Origin of the sequence: Streptomyces sp. YIM 121038 (assembly GCF_006088715.1) — a bacterium.
Taxonomy (GTDB): domain Bacteria; phylum Actinomycetota; class Actinomycetes; order Streptomycetales; family Streptomycetaceae; genus Streptomyces.
This window is the reverse complement of sequence record NZ_CP030771.1, coordinates 9,365,788-9,382,488: the sequence shown is the minus strand read 5'-3', so window position 1 is coordinate 9,382,488 and position 16,701 is coordinate 9,365,788. Positions and strand designations below refer to the sequence as shown.

The 16,701-nt window shown below is 73.3% G+C and carries 13 protein-coding genes; 4 read left to right on the top strand and 9 right to left on the bottom strand.

Going from position 1 to position 16,701, the window contains the following annotated elements; all coding sequences use genetic code 11:
- Positions 1 to 164: 164 nt before the first annotated feature.
- From C9F11_RS39655 to C9F11_RS39640, 4 genes are read right to left on the bottom strand one after another with little or no spacing between them, the layout of a single operon-like run.
- Complete coding sequence (locus tag C9F11_RS39655; protein ID WP_138964952.1) at positions 165 to 1,673, bottom strand: acyl-CoA synthetase; 1,509 nt, start codon at positions 1,671 to 1,673, stop codon at positions 165 to 167.
- 46 nt (positions 1,674 to 1,719) lie between these two features.
- The gene (locus C9F11_RS39650) at positions 1,720 to 2,385 is read right to left on the bottom strand and encodes a response regulator transcription factor (RefSeq protein ID WP_138964950.1); all 666 of its coding nucleotides are present in this window, start codon (positions 2,383 to 2,385) and stop codon (positions 1,720 to 1,722) included.
- Complete coding sequence (locus C9F11_RS39645; RefSeq protein WP_138964948.1) at positions 2,382 to 3,593, bottom strand: histidine kinase; 1,212 nt, start codon at positions 3,591 to 3,593, stop codon at positions 2,382 to 2,384. The genes C9F11_RS39650 and C9F11_RS39645 overlap by 4 nt, the downstream gene beginning before the upstream one ends.
- 2 nt (positions 3,594 to 3,595) lie before the next feature.
- Positions 3,596 to 4,132 (bottom strand): hypothetical protein, encoded by a 537-nt coding sequence (locus tag C9F11_RS39640; RefSeq protein WP_138964946.1) that lies wholly within the window; start codon positions 4,130 to 4,132, stop codon positions 3,596 to 3,598.
- A gap of 370 nt (positions 4,133 to 4,502) precedes the next feature.
- On the opposite strand from C9F11_RS39640, the gene C9F11_RS39635 reads away from it, so the two are divergent.
- Positions 4,503 to 6,212, top strand: a complete 1,710-nt coding sequence (locus tag C9F11_RS39635) for a glycoside hydrolase family 18 protein (protein WP_138967537.1) — start codon at positions 4,503 to 4,505, stop codon at positions 6,210 to 6,212.
- Between the two features lie 103 nt (positions 6,213 to 6,315).
- Here the strand turns inward: C9F11_RS39635 and C9F11_RS39630 are convergent, their stop codons facing one another.
- Both C9F11_RS39630 and C9F11_RS39625 read right to left on the bottom strand, forming a co-directional pair.
- On the bottom strand, positions 6,316 to 7,050 hold the full coding sequence (locus C9F11_RS39630) for a VOC family protein (RefSeq protein WP_138964944.1): 735 nt from the start codon (positions 7,048 to 7,050) through the stop codon (positions 6,316 to 6,318).
- Positions 7,051 to 7,144: 94 nt separating this feature from the next.
- Positions 7,145 to 9,379, bottom strand: coding sequence for a helix-turn-helix domain-containing protein (locus tag C9F11_RS39625; RefSeq protein ID WP_138964942.1), 2,235 nt, complete (start codon positions 9,377 to 9,379; stop codon positions 7,145 to 7,147).
- A 144-nt stretch (positions 9,380 to 9,523) separates the two neighbouring features.
- Between C9F11_RS39625 and C9F11_RS39620 the strand changes: the two genes are divergently transcribed.
- Complete coding sequence (locus tag C9F11_RS39620) at positions 9,524 to 9,931, top strand: hypothetical protein (RefSeq protein ID WP_138964940.1); 408 nt, start codon at positions 9,524 to 9,526, stop codon at positions 9,929 to 9,931.
- Between the two features lie 172 nt (positions 9,932 to 10,103).
- On the opposite strand, the gene C9F11_RS39615 is transcribed toward C9F11_RS39620, so the two are convergent.
- Positions 10,104 to 10,682, bottom strand: coding sequence for a hypothetical protein (locus C9F11_RS39615; protein ID WP_249402074.1), 579 nt, complete (start codon positions 10,680 to 10,682; stop codon positions 10,104 to 10,106).
- 226 nt (positions 10,683 to 10,908) lie between these two features.
- On the opposite strand from C9F11_RS39615, the gene C9F11_RS39610 reads away from it, so the two are divergent.
- Both C9F11_RS39610 and C9F11_RS39605 read left to right on the top strand, forming a co-directional pair.
- On the top strand, positions 10,909 to 12,573 hold the full coding sequence (locus tag C9F11_RS39610; protein WP_138964938.1) for a hypothetical protein: 1,665 nt from the start codon (positions 10,909 to 10,911) through the stop codon (positions 12,571 to 12,573).
- Between the two features lie 106 nt (positions 12,574 to 12,679).
- Positions 12,680 to 15,094 (top strand): penicillin acylase family protein, encoded by a 2,415-nt coding sequence (locus tag C9F11_RS39605; protein ID WP_138964936.1) that lies wholly within the window; start codon positions 12,680 to 12,682, stop codon positions 15,092 to 15,094.
- 161 nt (positions 15,095 to 15,255) lie between these two features.
- Here C9F11_RS39605 and C9F11_RS47785 read toward each other — a convergent pair whose 3' ends face one another.
- Positions 15,256 to 15,408, bottom strand: coding sequence for a hypothetical protein (locus C9F11_RS47785; protein WP_171076000.1), 153 nt, complete (start codon positions 15,406 to 15,408; stop codon positions 15,256 to 15,258).
- A gap of 330 nt (positions 15,409 to 15,738) precedes the next feature.
- Entirely contained in the window at positions 15,739 to 16,509 is a 771-nt protein-coding gene (locus C9F11_RS39600; RefSeq protein WP_138964934.1) for a phosphotransferase, read from the bottom strand.
- Positions 16,510 to 16,701: the final 192 nt, after the last annotated feature.

Sequence of the window (16,701 nt, the reverse complement as noted above, 5' to 3'; positions counted from 1 at the left end):
TCCTGTTGTTTGTCCGGTCCACCCCCCACTGTGGTCGACGCTGACCGCCCGGACCTGAGTACGCGTACTCAGGTCCGGTGCCGCGGTCCACTCACCCACCCGGCCGGCACGGTCCTGGCGAGAGGACCTGGAGGCCGGCCCGTTCGCGCGCCGGGGCGATGCCTTCAGCCGTCCGCGAACCGGTCCCGCAGCTCCCGCTTCAGGATCTTGCCGCTGGCGTTGCGGGGCAGTTCGGCCACGAACAGGACCCGCTTCGGGGCCTTGAACGCGGCGAGCTTCTCGCGGGCGTGGGCGATGAGTTCGGCCTCGGTGACCTGCGCCGCGTCGTGGGCCGGGACGACGACGGCCGTCACGGCCTCGATCCAGCGCGCGTCCGGCAGGCCGATCACCGCCGCCTCCGCGACGGCGGGGTGGGTGTAGAGGGCCTCCTCCACCTGGCGTGAAGCGACCAGCACCCCGCCGGAGTTGATGACGTCCTTCACGCGGTCGACGACGGTGAAGTAGCCTTCCGCGTCGCGCACGGCCAGGTCGCCGGAGTGGAACCAGCCGCCGCGGAAGGCCTCCTCGGTCTCCTCCGGCTTGCCCCAGTAGCCGTCGCACAGCTGCGGGGAGCGGTAGACGACTTCGCCCCGCGTCCCGTCGGGCACCTCCTCGCCGGTGACGTCGACGACCTTGGCCTCCACGAAGAGCACGGGCCGCCCGCAGGAGGCCATCCGCCCCTCGTGCTCGTCGGGCCCGAGGACCGTGGCGAGCGGGCCGATCTCGCTCTGTCCGAAGCAGTTGTAGAAGGCGAGCCCCGGCAGCCGCTCCCGCAGCCGCTCCAGGACCGGCACCGGCATGATCGAGGCGCCGTAGTACGCCTTGCGCAGCGCGCTCAGGTCGCGGGTGGCGAAGTCCGGGTGCTGGGAGAGGCCGATCCACACCGTGGGCGGCGCGAAGAGGCTGTCGGCGCGGCCCGCCGCGACGAGGTCCAGGATCCGCGCGGCGTCGGGCCCGTCGAGGATCGTGTTCTCGGCCCCCACCGCCAGGTACGGCAGCAGGAACACGTGCATCTGCGCGGAGTGGTACAGCGGCAGCGAGTGCAGCGGCCGGTCCGCGGCCTTCAGATCCAGCGCGTGCACCGCGCTGACGTACTCGTGGATCAGGGCGCGGTGGCTCATCATGGCGCCTTTTGGACGGGCAGTCGTGCCCGAGGTGTACAGGAGCTGCACGAGGTCGCCGCTGTCCGGCTCCTCCCCGTCGTACGGCGCCGCGGCGGCGAGCCGTGTGAGCAGCGAGTCGGCCGCGTCGCGCAGGGGCAGTACCCGCACCGTGTCCGGGAGCCGGGGTGCGAGGTCCGGGTCGGCGAGCACCAGCGCGCTCCCGGACTGCCCGATGATGTACGCCAGGTCGTCACCGGTGAGGTTCTGATTGACCGGCACGTGGACGAGGCCCGCCCGCGAGCACGCCAGGAAACCGATCAGGTAGACATCGGAGTTGTGCGCGTACGCCCCGACCCGGTCGCCCCGCCCGAGGCCGCTCTCAGCGAGAACCCGCGCCGCCCGGGAAACGGCGTCGTCCAACTCGGCGTACGTCCACACCCGCTCGCCGTACCGCAGAGCGATGCCCTCCGGCGTACGGCGCGCACTGCGCCGCAGGACTCCGTCGACCGTACTGCTGCGGACATCCGTCATGGCGTGATCCTGTGGGTCGCCGGGGCGGGGGTCAAGAGGGGGCCCGTCAGGCCAGCCCCGCCTCGATGGCGCGGCGGACGGCGTCGGCGCGGTCGCGGATGCCTGCCTTGGCGAACAGGTTGTTGATGTGGGTCTTGACCGTGGCCTCGCTGATGAAGAGCTTCTCGGCGATGGCCCGGTTGGGCAGGCCCTGGCCGATCAGGGTGAGGACCTCGCGTTCGCGGGGTGTGAGGTCCTCGGGCAGGGCCTGTCCCCGTGTCGGCGCCTTGGTCCTGACCGTGGCGAGGAGCCGGTCCTGGACCTCGCGGTCGAGCACGGACTGACCGGCGGCGGCGGCCCGGATCGCCCGGGTGATGTCCTGGCGTCCCGCGTTCTTGGTGAGGTAGCCGCGGGCTCCCGCGCCGAGCGCGCCCAGGATCGAGTCGTCGTCGGCGAAGGTGGTGAGGACGACCACCGCCACCTCCGGGTGCTCCTCGGTCAGCCGGCCCGTTGCCTCGATGCCGTCCATCACGGGCATTCTCAGGTCCATCAGGACGACGTCCACCGGCCCGGCCGCGACAGCGGTCAGCACCTCGCTGCCGTTCGCGGCGGACGCGACGACGTCGATGTCCTCGGTCAGTCCGAGCACCGCGGCGAGCGGTTCCCGGACGGCGGCCTGGTCGTCGGCGACGACCACCCTCAGCCGCTGCGGCTCCTGCGTCGGTTCACTCATTCCGGGATCACTGCCTCCACTTGCCAGCCGCCCTGGTACGGCCCTTCGGTGACCGGGCCAGCGGTGACCGTTCCGCCCAGCAGGGCGACGCGTTCGCGCATGCCGATCAGCCCCATCCCGCTCCCGACAGCCACGCTCACCTTACGGGTGGCGGGGCGGTTGCGGACTCTCAGCGTGGTCGATGAGGCGGTGAACTCCAGCTCCACACCGACCTCTCCCCCGGGCGCGTGCCGAGCGGCGTTGGTCAGCGCCTCCTGGGCGATGCGCAGCAGGTTCTGGGTCACCTGGGCCGGTACGGCGCGGACGGTCCCGGTGACGGTGAGTACATCGCGATGGCCCGTCGACGCGAGCATCGCGGTCAGGCTCTCCAGGAGCGGCAGCGCGTCCTCGCGCAGCGCGTGCACGGTCCACTGCGCCTGTTTCAGGCTCTCCTTGACCAGGTGGTGGGCCTTGTCGTTCGCCTCGCGCACCCGGTCCAGGTCGCCGGTCTCGAGCAGCGCGTCGGCCAGTTCCAACTGCATGTTGATCCCGGCCAACGAGTGCGCCAGGACGTCGTGCACGTCCCGGGCGATGCGGCTGCGCTCGGTCAGCACGGCGGTCCGGGCCTCGGCCCGGGCGGCGCGCTCGGCGGACTCCGCCGCTTCGATCGCCGCCCGTACGGCCCGCCGCTGACTGCGGTTGATGATGCCGATCAGGACCGGGGTGCCGGTGGTGAGACCGAGCGTCCAGGGCAACAGGTCGTGCCCCGGGCCGAGGTGGAAGTACAGGACGCCGCCGCAGAGCAGGCTGCAGGCCCCGGCGAGCACGAGGGCCTGCCTGGTCTCCAGGCGGTATCCGATGTGACCTGCGAGGAAGAAGGCGAAGAGGTAACTCGTGCCGCTGCTGCTGATGCCGATCAGGGCGGCCGCCGCGACGATGCCGAGCGACAGCCAGACCAGGGCCAGAGGCTGGGGAACCCTGTGCTCGGGCAGGCGCCGCGCCAGCAGCGCCACCGCGTTGATCACGAAGAGGACGGCGACGGCCAGGCCCCGGCCGCTGAAGCCCATGGGCCGGACGGTCAGGATGCCGACGGCGATGACGGCGAGGGTCACGGCCCACTGCACCCGCGGGTCCTGCCCGGGGACCGGCCGCGGGCCCGCCTCCTGGTCCGCGGCCTGCTGGGGAGTCGGGGCACTCGGCGTAGCGGACACGGGCAGAACATACTGCATGGTCAGGCCGTACGGTCGGTGACGGGCACGGGGTGGGACACGGTCCGGGTCAGGCCGGGCCTCCGGCTCCGTATGAAGATCGTGGCCACGCGCGTCACCACTTCGGTGAGCGCCATCAGCACGAACGCCGTCACCCAGGCCTGCTGGCTGGTGATGTGGTGCGCGAGGCTGAACCGGGCCACGTCGTCGGCGCCGCCGCCGTGCTCGACCCACATCTGGAAGCCCATCCGCGCGCCCATGCCCACGACCCACAGGATCGCCGACACCGCCCCCGCCTTGATCAGGACGTGCCCGCCGAGGGTCCGGATCCGGGTGTAGACGCCCCCTGCGACGCCGAGCGCGGCCCCCACGCCCATCAGGGTCGCGATCAGCACCAGGTCATTGCCCGCGGTGGGGATGGAGTCCAGGTACGAGTACGCCACGAAGGCCACGATTCCCAGCGGGACCAGGAAGGTCTTGAGGTCGAGCCGGTCTTCCCGCAGCTGCCGGAAGACGACCAGGACGAGGGCGATGTCGGTGATCCACTCGGTTGTCGTCATGCCCTCAAGGCTCCTCCGACGAGGCCCGGAACACCTGGACCCTTGGGTGGAACCGGGGGTGGAGATCAGCTGGGCGCCGGTGGCCGAGCGTCGGCGCGGGCCCGGCGCCGTGCGGGACGTCGCCGCCGCCCAGGTCCGCCGAGTGGTCCCGGTCGAGGTGTCGGCCAGGACGGCGGCCACGGCCGTCGCGTGCTCCGCCGCAGGTTGTTCTGTCCAGAGGTCTTGACAACTCGATTGGTCTGGACCAACTTTGCGCAACAGCGGTGGCCGCCGTCGTCGCTCGCGCACCTCACCTCTCTCCCCCCAGGAGGCACCCGTGGACCGTGTACGTCAGGGCAGACCAGGAGTCCGCCGGAGAATCAGCGCGGCGATGGCCGTCGGCGCGGCCGCCGCGCTCGCCGTCACCGCGCTCGCCGCGCCCGCGCAGTCGGCGGACAACGCGGCCGGCACCCGAGCGGCGAGCGCCAGAGCGTCCGGCGCCGGGGCGGCGGACGTCAACGTCGCCAAGAACGCCGGGTTCGAGGCGGACCTGAGCAACTGGACCTGCGCCGCGAACAGCGGTGCCGCCGTCACCTCCCCCGTGCACGGCGGCGCGAAGGCGCTCAAGGCCACCCCGTCCGGCCAGGGCACCGCCGAGTGTTCCCAGATCGTCGCGGTGAAGCCGAACTCGACGTACAAGCTGAGCAGTTGGGTGCAGGGCAGCTACGCCTACCTCGGCGCCCGCGGCACCGGCACCACCGACGTGTCGACGTGGGCGCCGGGCACTTCGTCCTGGCAGCAGCTCTCCACCAGCTTCACCACCGGCGCGAACACCACCTCGGTCACCGTGTACACACACGGCTGGTACGGGCAGAGCGCGTACTACGTGGACGACGTGAGCGTCTTCGGACCCGACGGGGGCGGCGGCCCCGACCCGGTCGAGATACCGCCCGTCCCGGCCGGGCTCACGGCGGGCACGGCGACCCCCACGTCGGTGGACCTGTCCTGGACCCCGTCGAACACGGCCACCGGCTACACCGTCTACCGCGACGGCACGAAGGTCGCGTCGGCCAGTGGCGCCTCCACGACCGTCACCGGCCTCACGCCGGAGACCACGTACAGCTTCCAGGTGAGCGCCTCGAACGCGGCGGGCGAGTCGGCGAAGTCGACGGCCGTGTCCGTACGGACGCCCAAGGGCGACGGTGGCGGCGACGGCACCGTGCCCCGGCACGCGGTGACCGGCTACTGGCAGAACTTCAACAACGGCGCGACCGTGCAGAAGCTGCGCGACGTGTCCTCGCAGTACGACATCATCGCCGTGTCGTTCGCCGACGCCACCAGCACTCCGGGGCAGATCACCTTCAACCTGGACCCGGCCGTCGGCTACGCCTCCACCGCCGACTTCAAGGCGGACATCGCCGCGAAGAAGGCCGCGGGCAAGTCCGTGATCCTCTCGGTCGGCGGCGAGAAGGGCACCATCTCCGTCAACAGTGACGCCTCCGCGACGGCGTTCGCCAACAGCGCCTACGCGCTGATGCAGGAGTACGGGTTCAGCGGCGTCGACATCGACCTGGAGAACGGCATCAACCCCACCTACATGTCGAAGGCGCTGCGCCAGCTCTCGGCGAAGGCGGGCCCGAAGCTGGTGCTCACGATGGCACCGCAGACCATCGACATGCAGTCCACGTCCGGTGGGTACTTCCAGACGGCGCTGAACGTGAAGGACATCCTCACGGTCGTCAACATGCAGTACTACAACAGCGGTTCGATGCTCGGCTGCGACGGCAAGGTCTACAGTCAGGGCAGCGTGGACTTCCTGACCGCGCTCGCCTGCATCCAGCTGGAGGGCGGTCTCGACCCGTCGCAGGTCGGGATCGGCGTCCCGGCGTCGACGCGCGGCGCGGGCAGCGGTTACGTGGCCCCGTCGGTCGTGAACAACGCCCTCGACTGCCTGACCCGCGGCACCGGCTGCGGCTCCTTCAAGCCGTCGAAGACGTACCCGTCGCTGCGCGGCGCCATGACGTGGTCGACGAACTGGGACGCGACGGCGGGCCACGCGTGGTCGAACGCCGTCGGTCCGAAGGTGCACAGCCTTCCGTAATGGACGAACGCCCCGAAGGGGCGGGCCGAGCACGGTCCGCCCCTTCGGGCACGCGCGGCCCGACCCGCCCCGCCTCCGAGGCGGCGGTCGCGGAAGGTCGAGCTCAGAGCGGTGTGAGGACGCAGAACTCGTTGCCCTCGGGGTCGGCGAGGACCGTCCACGCCATGTCGCCGCCCACGTCGACGCGCGTCGCGCCGAGGGCCTGGAGCCGGGCCACCTCCGCCGCCTGGTCGTCCCCGGCGTACGGGCGGAGGTCGGGGTGGACGCGGTTCCACACCGTCTTCGGGTCGGACGAGCGGAGGAATTCCAGGTACGGGCCGACGCCCGCGGCGGAGCGCAGCGCCGCACGGTCGTCGCTCACCTCGTGCACGGTCCAGTCCATCGCCTCGCCCCAGAACCGGGCCATGGCGCGGGGGTCCGCGCAGTCGACCACGACCGCGGCCATCGGCCCGGTGTCCCGGTAGATCTCCCGGGGCTCCAGGACGCAGAACTCGTTGCCCTCCGGGTCGGCGAGGACCGTCCAGGGGACGTCGCCCTGGCCCACGTCGGCGGGCGTCGCGCCGAGGTCCGTCAGGCGTGCGACCAGTTCCGCCTGGTGAGCCGCCGAGGTGGTGGCGAGGTCGACGTGCACGCGGTTCTTCACCGTCTTGGGCTCCGGGACCCCGATGACGTCGACGCAGACGGCGGCCGCGTCGGGGTAGGAGAAGCCCTCGGGTTCGACGTTGGTCTCGGCGCCCTTGTCGCCGGTGACCTTCCAGCCGAGTGCCTCGGCCCAGAACCGCCCGACCGCGGAGTTGTCCCGGGCCTGCATCGAAATCTGCACGAGTCGTGTCGCCATGCGGGTGATCATATGCCGGTGCCGATCAGGCGCCACCAGGTGACGCGGGACGCCGGTTTCTGCGCCCTCCAGCAGCCGTTATGCCGACTTGCTCTCAGTCATCGGACCGGGGAGGGGGAGGTGTGATCGTGCCGTCGGCGTCCAGTCCGTCGGGCCACCGCACCGGGAAGTTGAACAGCCAGGCGTAGCCGGCGTCGGCGGCCTTCAGGGCCACGCGCTCGGCGCCCTCGGGGTCACCGCCGCGCTCGCGCATCCGGAAGAGGCGGAAGAGGGCGTGGGGGTCACCGGCCTCGGCGGCTCGGCGGTACAAGGGCTCGGCGCCCTCCCCGGCACGCGGGCCCGTGTCCGTGAGAGGGAGGAATCCCTCGGCGTCCGCCGCGCTTCGGGCCAGGCGTTCGACGCCTTCCGCGTCGCCCGCCCGTTCGTACGCCTGGGCCAGTCGGAACAGGGCCAGTGGGTCCCTGGCTTCGGCGGCCTGCTGGTACAGCTGCTCGGCCCCGTCGTGGTCGCCCGACCGCTCCGCCAAGGCGGCCTTCGAGTAGAGGACGGCCGTGCCTTCCACCACAGGGCCACCCAAGTCGGCTGCACGGCGGACCAGTTGGTTCGCCCACGTCAGCCGGGCGCTCCTGAAGGCCGCCGTGGACAGGGCGAAGAGATCCCGGGCGGGCAGGTGTGCGTAAGCCGCGTACCAGAAGGAGGAGGGCGGGAACCGCGTCCGGCGCGAGGCGCGGCCGAACTGTACGAGGTACTCGGCGAGACGGAACGCCCGGGCGGTGGGCGAGTCCCGTGCGTCCCTCCGCTCCCTCTCGGGGCCGGGCCGCAACGGCGCCATGCGGCCGTGGACGGGCGCGGTGGCTTCGGCGAGCGCACCCCTGGCCCAGTCGCCGCTGAGGCTGTCGTACTCGGAGTCGGAGAGGTAGCCGACCGCCGCTTCGGTGAGGAAGGAACGGGGCAGCGCGGCCCCCGCGCCGTAACGGCGGGCGTCGATCGCGGCGTCCAGGAGAGCTCGCGCGGCCGGGGTGGACGCGGCGTAGCGGCGCAGGAGTTCCGGACCGCCCGCGAGGAACTGGGGCACGCGGCCGCCGCTGCTCCAGGCGAGGGCCTCCGCGAGGGGCGCGTCGCCGTGTCGTGCCAGGGCACCGGCGGACCTCAGGGCGTCCTGGTCGAAGGCGTCGGGGACGGCGACGAGCCGTCCGGCGAGCAGGTCGCGCGCCCGTGGGTGCGGATCGGGTGCTCCGGGCGCGGGCGGGGCGGTGTACGGGTGCGCGTGCTCGGGCCACAGGGTGCCGAGGACGAGGACCGGGCCGCGCTCGGGCCGTACGAGCAGGTCGTGCAGCGCGGCTGCGAGCCGCTCGCCGTGGCGGGGCTGGCCGAGGTAGTGCTGGGTCTCGTTGAGCCACACCACCGTCCGGGGCCGCACCTCGTCGAGGCCGCGCAGTGCCGCGTCGGCGCGCGTGGGATCGACCGGGTGCCACAGGCGCCAGCCCTTCGGCGCCAGCGGCCTGACCGCTTCCCAACAGGCGCGGGTCTTGCCGGTGGAGGAGGATCCGACGAGGACCGCCATGCCGCTGGTGCCCTCGGCGGCGGCCGACACCACGCGGGCCAGGGCCCGGTCGTGGGCGCGCAGGACGTATCCCGGCAGTGCCTGTCCGACGGCCGTGGACGCCGGGCGCACCGCACGGTGCACTCCCAGGTCGAGCGGATCCCACTGGCTGATCGGTCGTGCGCCGTACGGGGCTTCGCCCTGTACGGCGGGTGGGGTGACGGCGGCGCGGGCGGCCTGGAGCACTCCTTGGGTGGCGGCCTCGCGTTCGGCGTCCGGCAACGCGCCGATCAGGGCCTCGGCCACCTCAAGGGAGTGCGGCAGCGCGGGGGCGGGGTCGCGGAGCGCACGCTCGATCGTGGACTTCCCCAGGGGGGTTCCGGCGGCCTCCAGTCGCTGGGCGATCTCGCGCAGGCTGAGTCCGGACTCCTCCCGCAACACCAGGAGGTGGTCGCGCAGATCGCTCCCTCCTGTCCCCTGGCCACCCGTCGCCCCCTCACTCTCCGCGCGCGCCTGGCGCAGTCCCAGCTCAAGAGCCCTCGTCTCGTCCTCGGCCAGGCCGAGCGAGGAGGCAAGGCGACGCAGATCGGCTTCGCTCATGAGGCGCTCGCCGTTGAACACCCGGGACAGCGAGGCGGGGCTCAGCTCGATGGCGCGCGCGAGGTCGCGCAGGGTCAGCCCCGACTCCGCGCGGCGGCGCCGCAGTTCGACGGCGAAGGAACGGAGCGCGGGCGGCAGATCCTGTCGCAGCGCGGCCATGGGACGTCCGGCGCGTCGCGCCGTCATGCTGGATCACCACCCCCGGCATAGCTGTTCAACTGCGTTGTTTCCATTGTCTCAGAAACTCTGGGACAGTGGCAGGAGGGGACGCCGCAGTCAGCCCTGTCCTCTCGCCGCGTCCGCAAGGCGCTTCGCCCCGAGGGGGTCTCCGTGTCCGTCGTCGTCGCCGTGCTCCTTGGGTGCACCGCCCTGGCCGCCGCGGTCTGCGCGCGCGTGGGCTTCCGCCTCGCGCTGGCCGACGGGGCCGGTCGTGCCAGGGCCTGGGGTGCGGCCGGGGCGTCCGCCATGGCCGTGATCACCGACGTGTGCACGGTCGCCGCCACCCTTGAGCTCGGGGACGGGCATCCCAGGGCTTCCCGCGTCGCGGTCACGGTGGTCACCGTCGCCCTCGCGCTCTTCCTGGGGTTCGTCGCGTACGACGTCACCGGCCCGACCCCCGCGCCCGCCGCCGGGCCGCCCGCCGCCGCCCTGAGCAGGCCGAAGCGCCTCGCCTCCGCGGCCACCGCGTTCACCAGTACGTTCATCGTGCTCGCCCTCGTCCTGCCGCTGCTGAACTGATGCCCGGTGGAAGGGCGCCCGATGAAGGGGCCCGTGGAGGGGCTTCCCCATGGAGGGGCTCCCACCGCCCGGCAGCCGTCCCAGGCGTGGCGTCGGCGGCGAAGACCGGGGCGTGCGGGGAAGGGACCTTACAGCACAACCACTTGAGCCGCCCCCTCCCCGCGGCCGCGCCCTACGGCAGGTCCGCGCGGAACTTCTTCGTCAGGTCCGCTCCCCGGATCACCCCGCCCGAGTGGTACTTCAGCGCCCAGGCGTCGATCACCGAGCCGTCGCCGAACATGCAGCCGGGGATCGCCTTCTCCGGGTTCGTCTCGCCCTTCTTGGCCCAGCCACCGCCGTCCGTCGCCCTGGGGCCGTACATCGCCGTGCCGTTGAGGGCCTTGCAGTAGCCGATGGACGGGTTGCCGGGGTGGCCGCCGGGGTCGGCGGGCTTGTGGACGTAGGCGAGGGCGGCGAGCGTCGGCTTCGTCGCGGCGAGCGTGTCCGCCCCGATGGTCAGCTTCGAGCCGTCGTCCGCCGTGAACACGCACATCTCCCGCTCGCCGCCGAGGCGCACGATCTGGGTGCCGGTCTTGGTGTAGTACGGGACCTGGACCTGCGCCGTGCCGCCCTGTTTCACGCACCACACCGCGGCCGGGGACCGGTGGTGGCCGGACGGCCCCGCGGCGGAGCCGTCGGCGGCGCCGGCCGCCACGGCACTGCCCGACAGCAGCAACAGGACACTCATGGCCAGGGCTTGGGGACGCTTCATGTTTCCTCCAGTAGGACTCAAGGGGCTCCTGGGGCTCGCACGACATCTTCGGGAGGGGATTTCCCGCAGGTCAACGCGGAAGCGACGGGCAATCGGCGCCCCTCACGACAACGTCGTGATCACGCACCCGGCCCGCCTGTGACGTGCCGCGATGCCCGGCGAGTTCCGGCCAGTAATAGGGCCGTAACAGGCGTGATCGCGTGCCCCGTTGGAGAAACTGCACCTCATGAGCACGTCAGCACCCACGGACGGCAAGGAGCGCGGGGCCCGCGAGGACGACGGGGCGGCCGGTGCGGGCGCCCGTCCCCTGCATCTGTATCTGCTCGGCGGCTTCCGCGCCGAACGGCCGCACGGCGTGCCGCCCGCCGCGCGCTGGCCGCGTCCCGGCGCCCGGACCCTGGTGAAGCTCCTGGCCCTCGCGCCGGGCCACCAGCTGCACCGCGAGCACGTCATGGCCGAGTGCTGGCCGCACGCCGAGCTGGACGCCGCGCTGCGGAACCTGCGCGTCGCCCTGCACACCGCCCGCCACGCCCTGGAGCCCGAACTCAGACCCCGGGCCGCTTCCTCCTACCTCACCACCGACGGGGCGCTGCTGCGCCTGGTGCCGGGGGCGGTGCTCGTCGACGCGGACCGAGTCGAGGCCCTGGCCGAAAACGCCTTGTCGCGTGGTGGTCTGCCCGAGCTGACCGCCGCGTTCGAGGCGTTCACCGGCGAGCTGCTCCCCGAGGACCGCTACGCCGCCTGGGCCGACGCCCGGCGCACCCGCCTGGCCGACCTGCGCACCACGACGGGCCTCGCCCTCGCCGAGCGACACCTCCGCGAGGACGATCCGGTGCGCGCGGCGGCGGTCGCCCGGCGCGTCCTCGACCGAGCCCCCGCCGACGAGCGGGCCCGCCGGGTCCTCGGGGACGCCTCCCGGCGCCGGGGCGCGGGCCGGGAGCGCGCGGCACCGCGCGAGCACGTCGACCTCGAGGCCGCGCGCGTCCGCCTCGACTGGGCGCTCACCCTCGACCGTTCGGGCCGCTACGACGAGGCCATCGGCGTCCTGCGGCAGGCCCTGGCCGCGTACGCGCTGCGCGGCCAGGCCGACGCCTGCGCCCTCGCCGCCGCCCGCCTCGCGGAGGTGCTCGCCCGCCGCCACCGCCCGGCCGAGGCGCACGCGAGCCTGCGCGCCCACGCGCCGGACCCGGCGGCTCCGGCCGAGGTCAGGGCCGCGCATCACATGGCGCGGTCCCTGGTGCTCTTCTACGAGGGCGCGTACGAGGCGGGGCTCGACGCGGCGCGCACCGCCCAGGCCGCGCTGGGCAGTCCCCCGGCGGCGACCGCGAGCCTCGCGCCGGCGCCTCCCCCGTCCGCCCGGTCCGCGCTCCTGGCCCGCTCCCTCGCTCAACAGGCCGCCTGCAACGGCCTCCTCGGCCGCTTCGACCAGGCAGCCGCCCCGGCCGAGCAGGCCCTCGCCGCCGCCGAGGCGTCCGGCGACCCGGCCCTGCTCGCCACCGTGCTCTCCGTCCTGCGGGAGAACGCGCGCCGCGCGGGCGACCTCCCCGGAGCCCTGCGCCACGGCCGCCGCGCCCTCGCCCTGGCCGAGCAGGCGGGCCGCCCCACGGCCACCGCGTTCGAGCGGGCGAACCTCGCCGAACTCCAGCTGTCCCTGGGCGATGCGGTCGAGGCGGAGCGCCTCGCGCGGGCCGCCGTCGAGCTGGCCGAGCCCTTCGGCGGCACCGTTCTCGCCTTCGCTCTCACCGCGCTGGCCCGTGTCCGCACCGCCGTCGACCCGGCCGGGGCGGCCGCCCTGCTCGACCGCGCCGAGCGCCGCGCCCGCGAGGGCGGCCACCGCCAGGCCCTCGACGAGGTGCGCGCCGCCCGCGCGGAGTGGGCCGCGCGGCACTGACGGAACCGCACGCTCCACGGGACACCTGGCGTATGCCCTCCAGACACGTTACGTACCGGTTGGTACGCTCCAACGGCCACTGCTCTCACCGTAGTTGGGAGGCACGATGCGCATGCGTACCAGACCCGTCGTGGCGTGGGGAACGGCCCTGCTGACCGCCTCGGCCCTGCTGACCGCCACGGCGACGGCCGCGCCGGGCGGCAGCGAGCGGCCGTCGGGCGGCGGCCTCTCCGCCACCATCCGCTACACCGAGTACGGCGTCCCGCACATCCTCGCCAAGGACTACGCGGACCTCGGCTTCGGCACCGGCTGGGCCCAGGCCGCCGACCAGGTGTGCGTGCTCGCCCAGAGCTTCACCACCGTACGCGGCGAGCGTTCGCGCCACTTCGGCCCTGACCGCGACCCGGGCGGCGGCCTGTCCTCGGCGACGACGAACCTCACGAGCGACCTGTACTTCCGGGGCGTACGGCAGGCGGGCACGGTCGAGAAGCTCCTCGAACAGCCCGCGCCGCGCGGCCCCAGCCGCGCCGCCAAGGAGCTGATGCGCGGCCTGGCCGCGGGCTACAACGCGTGGCTGCGGCAGAACCGCGTCACGGACCCCGCGTGCGCCAAGGCCGACTGGGTGCGTCCGGCCTCGGCCCTGGACGTGGCCCGCCTCGGTCACGCGGTGTCGATGCTCGGCGGTCAGGGCCGGGTCGTGGACGGCATCACCGGGGCGAACCCGCCGGGCCCCGGCACGACGCGACGCTCCCCCGACCCGCACGGAACCGCCGAGGCGGCGCGGCGGCTGCTCGCGCCCGGCGCCGAGGGCGCCGACATGGGCTCCAACGCCGTGGCCTTCAGCGGCAGGACCACGGCGGGCGGCCGCGGCCTGCTCCTCGGCAACCCCCACTACCCCTGGCAGGGCAGCCGTCGCTTCCTGCAGCTCCAGCAGACCATCCCGGGCGAGCTGAACGTCTCGGGCGGGGCGCTGCTCGGCACCCCCGTCGTCAACATCGGCTTCAACAGCCACGTGGCGTGGAGCCACACCGTGGCGACCGGCGTCCCGTTCACCGTGCACGAGCTGACGCTCGACCCGGCCGACCCGACCGCGTACCTCGTGGACGGCGAGCGGGAGCGGATGACGCGCCGGACGGTCACCGTGCCCGTGCGGGACGGCGCTCCGGTCACCCGCACGCAGTGGTGGACCCGCTACGGGCCGGTCGTCACCTCGCTCGGCTCCCAGCTGCCCCTGCCGTGGACGGCGAAGACCGCGTACGCGCTGAACGACCCCAACGCCGCGCAGCTGCGCGCCGGTGACGCCAACCTGCGCTTCGGCAAGGCCCGTTCGGTCAAGGGCGTGCTGCGTGCGCTGCGCGACACCCAGGGGCTGCCCTGGGTCAACACCGTCGCCGCGGACCGCGCCGGCCACTCGCTGCTCACCCAGTCGCAGATCCTGCCGCGCGTCACCGACGACCTCGCCGCGCGCTGCTCGGCCCCGCTCGGCAGGCTGACGTATCCGGTGGCGGGCGTGGCCGTCCTGGACGGCTCCCGGCGCGACTGCGCGCTCGGCTCGGACGAGGACGCCCTCCAGCCCGGCACGTTCGGGCCGTCGCGCATGCCCACCCTCAAGGACGCCCCGTACGCCGAGAACTCCAACGACAGCGCCTGGCTGTCCAATGCCGACCAGCCCCTCACCGGCTACGAGCGGATCTTCGGCACCGTCGGCACCGAGCGGACGATGCGCACGCGCGGGGCCGTCGAGGACGTTGCCGCGATGGCCCGCCGGGGCGGCCTGACGGTCAAGGACCTCCAGCGACAGCAGTTCACGAACCGCGCGCCCGCCGGTGACCTGGCCGCCGCCGACGCCGCGCGCGCCTGCGCGGCCCTGCCCTCGGGGTCGGCGACGGGCAGCGACGGCAGGGCCGTCGACGTGCGCGCGGCCTGTGACGTGCTCAAGGCCTGGGACCGCACGACGAACACCGGGTCGCGGGGCGCGCTGCTCTTCGACCGGTTCTGGCGCGCCCTGCTCACGAAGGTGCCGGGTGCCCAGCTGTGGAAGGTGCCCTTCAGCGCCTCCGATCCCGTCCGCACTCCCCGTTCCCTCAACACCGACGCGCCCGGTTTCGCCACCGCGCTCGCCGACGCGGTGGCGGAGCTGCGGGCCGCGGGCATCCCGCTGGACGCGCGCCTCGGCGACCACCAGTTCGTCGTACGCGACGGAAAGCGCCTGCCGATCCACGGCGGCACGGAGTCCCTCGGCGTCTGGAACAAGATCGAGGGCCGCTGGACTCCGACGACCGGCGGCTACGCGGAGGTCGGCAGCGGCTCCAGCCACATCCAGGCCGTCGGCTGGGACGCCTCCCTCTGCCCGAGGGCACGCACGCTCCTGACCTACTCCCAGTCGTCGAACCCGCGCTCGCCGCACTACAGCGATCAGACGCGCCTGTACTCCGCCGAGCGCTGGGTGACGTCACGGTTCTGCGAGCGGGACATCCGCAAGGCGCCCGGACTGAAGGTGGTGAGGGTGCGCGAGCGCTGAGGCCCGGGGTGGGGCCGCGCTGGACACCGAGCCGGTCCAGCGCCGCGCCCGGCGTGCGGGCACCAGCGCGTCCCACCATCGGCCCGAAGTGGCGGAGCCACGGTCGCTCGTGGTGCGCGGTTCGCGGAGGGCCGCCGGCTACTGGCAGAGCGCGAACGCCGTCAGGTCCTGGGGGACACGGAACCGGCCTGTGCTGCCTGCGCCTTGACGATCCTGGGCTTGGGCTTGGGCTTGGGCGCGTCGGAGCCGTCGGAGCCCGGCGACGCCGAGGCCAGGGTGGCGAAGCTGACGGCAGCGATGACGGCGGCACCCACGCTGACTGCTGTTACTGGCCGTTGTCGGCCTCCGTCCCGTACCGGACGCCCTTGCGCCCGGTACGGATGACGCCGTAGCCCCAGTACGCGAACCAGCTCAACAACGTGTCGGGGGACGCGCCCTCGGACGCGGCCGTGGGGGCTCCGGACCGCGGCGCCGCCGTGCGTGGGCGCCGCGCGGGCTCCCCGCTCCAGCAGTCCGGCAGATCGGATCCTTGCAGCCCCCGACCAGTCTCAAGAGGGGGTGAACCGGCCAGGGGCGACCGGCCGGGGAGTCCTTCCGCCGCAGGCTCCGCGTCCGGGCTGTGCCCCTTCCCGCAAGGTTCGCCTTCATCGAGCGTCGAAGGCGGCCCGCAGAACGTCGCGGTGGGCCCGCACATAGCGGATGTCCGCCTCGTAGAGGTCGGTGTGGCCATCCGCGATGTGTTGCTGGAACGCCTCGTTGCCCTGCGCGGCCTGTGCACGCATGAGGTCCAGGAGGGCTTGCAGGCGTTCGGGGACGGCGTCGATGACCTCGGCGCCCACGCCCGGGCCGTAGGCCCGGCAGAAGGCGGCGACCCGGCGCGCCTGCTGCTGTGGCGTGCCGAAGCTCTCGGGGTTGTCGGGGCCCTGCAGCGGCGCGAACCGGTAGACGGCGTAGGCGACGTCCCAGACGCGTGGCCCCGGGTGCGCCGCGTCGAAGTCGATGAGTCCGACCGCCACACCGTCCTTCACCACGCAGTTGTACTGGGCGGCGTCACCGTGGCACATGACCTCCGCCGGCTGTCGGGCCGGGAACAGCCAGCGGTCGTCGGGACGCGGTCGGAAGGTGACGGTGGCGTCGTGAAGGCGCCGCAGCAGTACGGCCGCAGAGGTGAGGAGTTCGGGCGTACGCAACTGCGGCGTGAGCGCGTTGTGCACCTCGCCGTCGAGGAAGGTGAGCACTTCGTTGCCCTCGGCGTCGAAGCCCCGTGCCTCCGGTGCGCCGTGGAATCCCTGGTCGTGGAGGTGGTCCAGCAAGCGGTGGATCGCCGGTGCCGCCGGGGACGCCGGTCGGTGGACGACGTCGCCGTGGCGGTGCACGACGTTCACTCCACCGTGGAATTCCTGCCGTTCCGTCATGCGTTCCTCGCCTCCCAAGATCCAGCACTGGCTTCGACCGACCGTACACGGAGGCGATCACCCGGCGGGCCCGGCCCATGGAGCGGGATGCCCGAGCGGGTGGACGGGCCCTTTCCGACAGTGGACGACCGCGCGTGGCCGTGATGATTCAGCCATTCAAAACCATTGCGGGAGAATCCGTTTTATGGCCTC

Coding starts and splice junctions, on each gene's coding strand:
- C9F11_RS39655 (WP_138964952.1), bottom strand. CDS start 1,673: ATGACGGATGTCCGCAGCAGTACGGTCGACGGAGTCCTGCGGCGCAGT.
- C9F11_RS39610 (WP_138964938.1), top strand. CDS start 10,909: ATGAGCACGTCAGCACCCACGGACGGCAAGGAGCGCGGGGCCCGCGAG.
- C9F11_RS39605 (WP_138964936.1), top strand. CDS start 12,680: ATGCGCATGCGTACCAGACCCGTCGTGGCGTGGGGAACGGCCCTGCTG.
- C9F11_RS39615 (WP_249402074.1), bottom strand. CDS start 10,682: ATGAAGCGTCCCCAAGCCCTGGCCATGAGTGTCCTGTTGCTGCTGTCG.
- C9F11_RS39640 (WP_138964946.1), bottom strand. CDS start 4,132: ATGACGACAACCGAGTGGATCACCGACATCGCCCTCGTCCTGGTCGTC.
- C9F11_RS39635 (WP_138967537.1), top strand. CDS start 4,503: ATGGCCGTCGGCGCGGCCGCCGCGCTCGCCGTCACCGCGCTCGCCGCG.
- C9F11_RS39600 (WP_138964934.1), bottom strand. CDS start 16,509: ATGACGGAACGGCAGGAATTCCACGGTGGAGTGAACGTCGTGCACCGC.
- C9F11_RS39625 (WP_138964942.1), bottom strand. CDS start 9,379: ATGACGGCGCGACGCGCCGGACGTCCCATGGCCGCGCTGCGACAGGAT.
- C9F11_RS39645 (WP_138964948.1), bottom strand. CDS start 3,593: ATGCAGTATGTTCTGCCCGTGTCCGCTACGCCGAGTGCCCCGACTCCC.
- C9F11_RS39630 (WP_138964944.1), bottom strand. CDS start 7,050: ATGGCGACACGACTCGTGCAGATTTCGATGCAGGCCCGGGACAACTCC.
- C9F11_RS39650 (WP_138964950.1), bottom strand. CDS start 2,385: ATGAGTGAACCGACGCAGGAGCCGCAGCGGCTGAGGGTGGTCGTCGCC.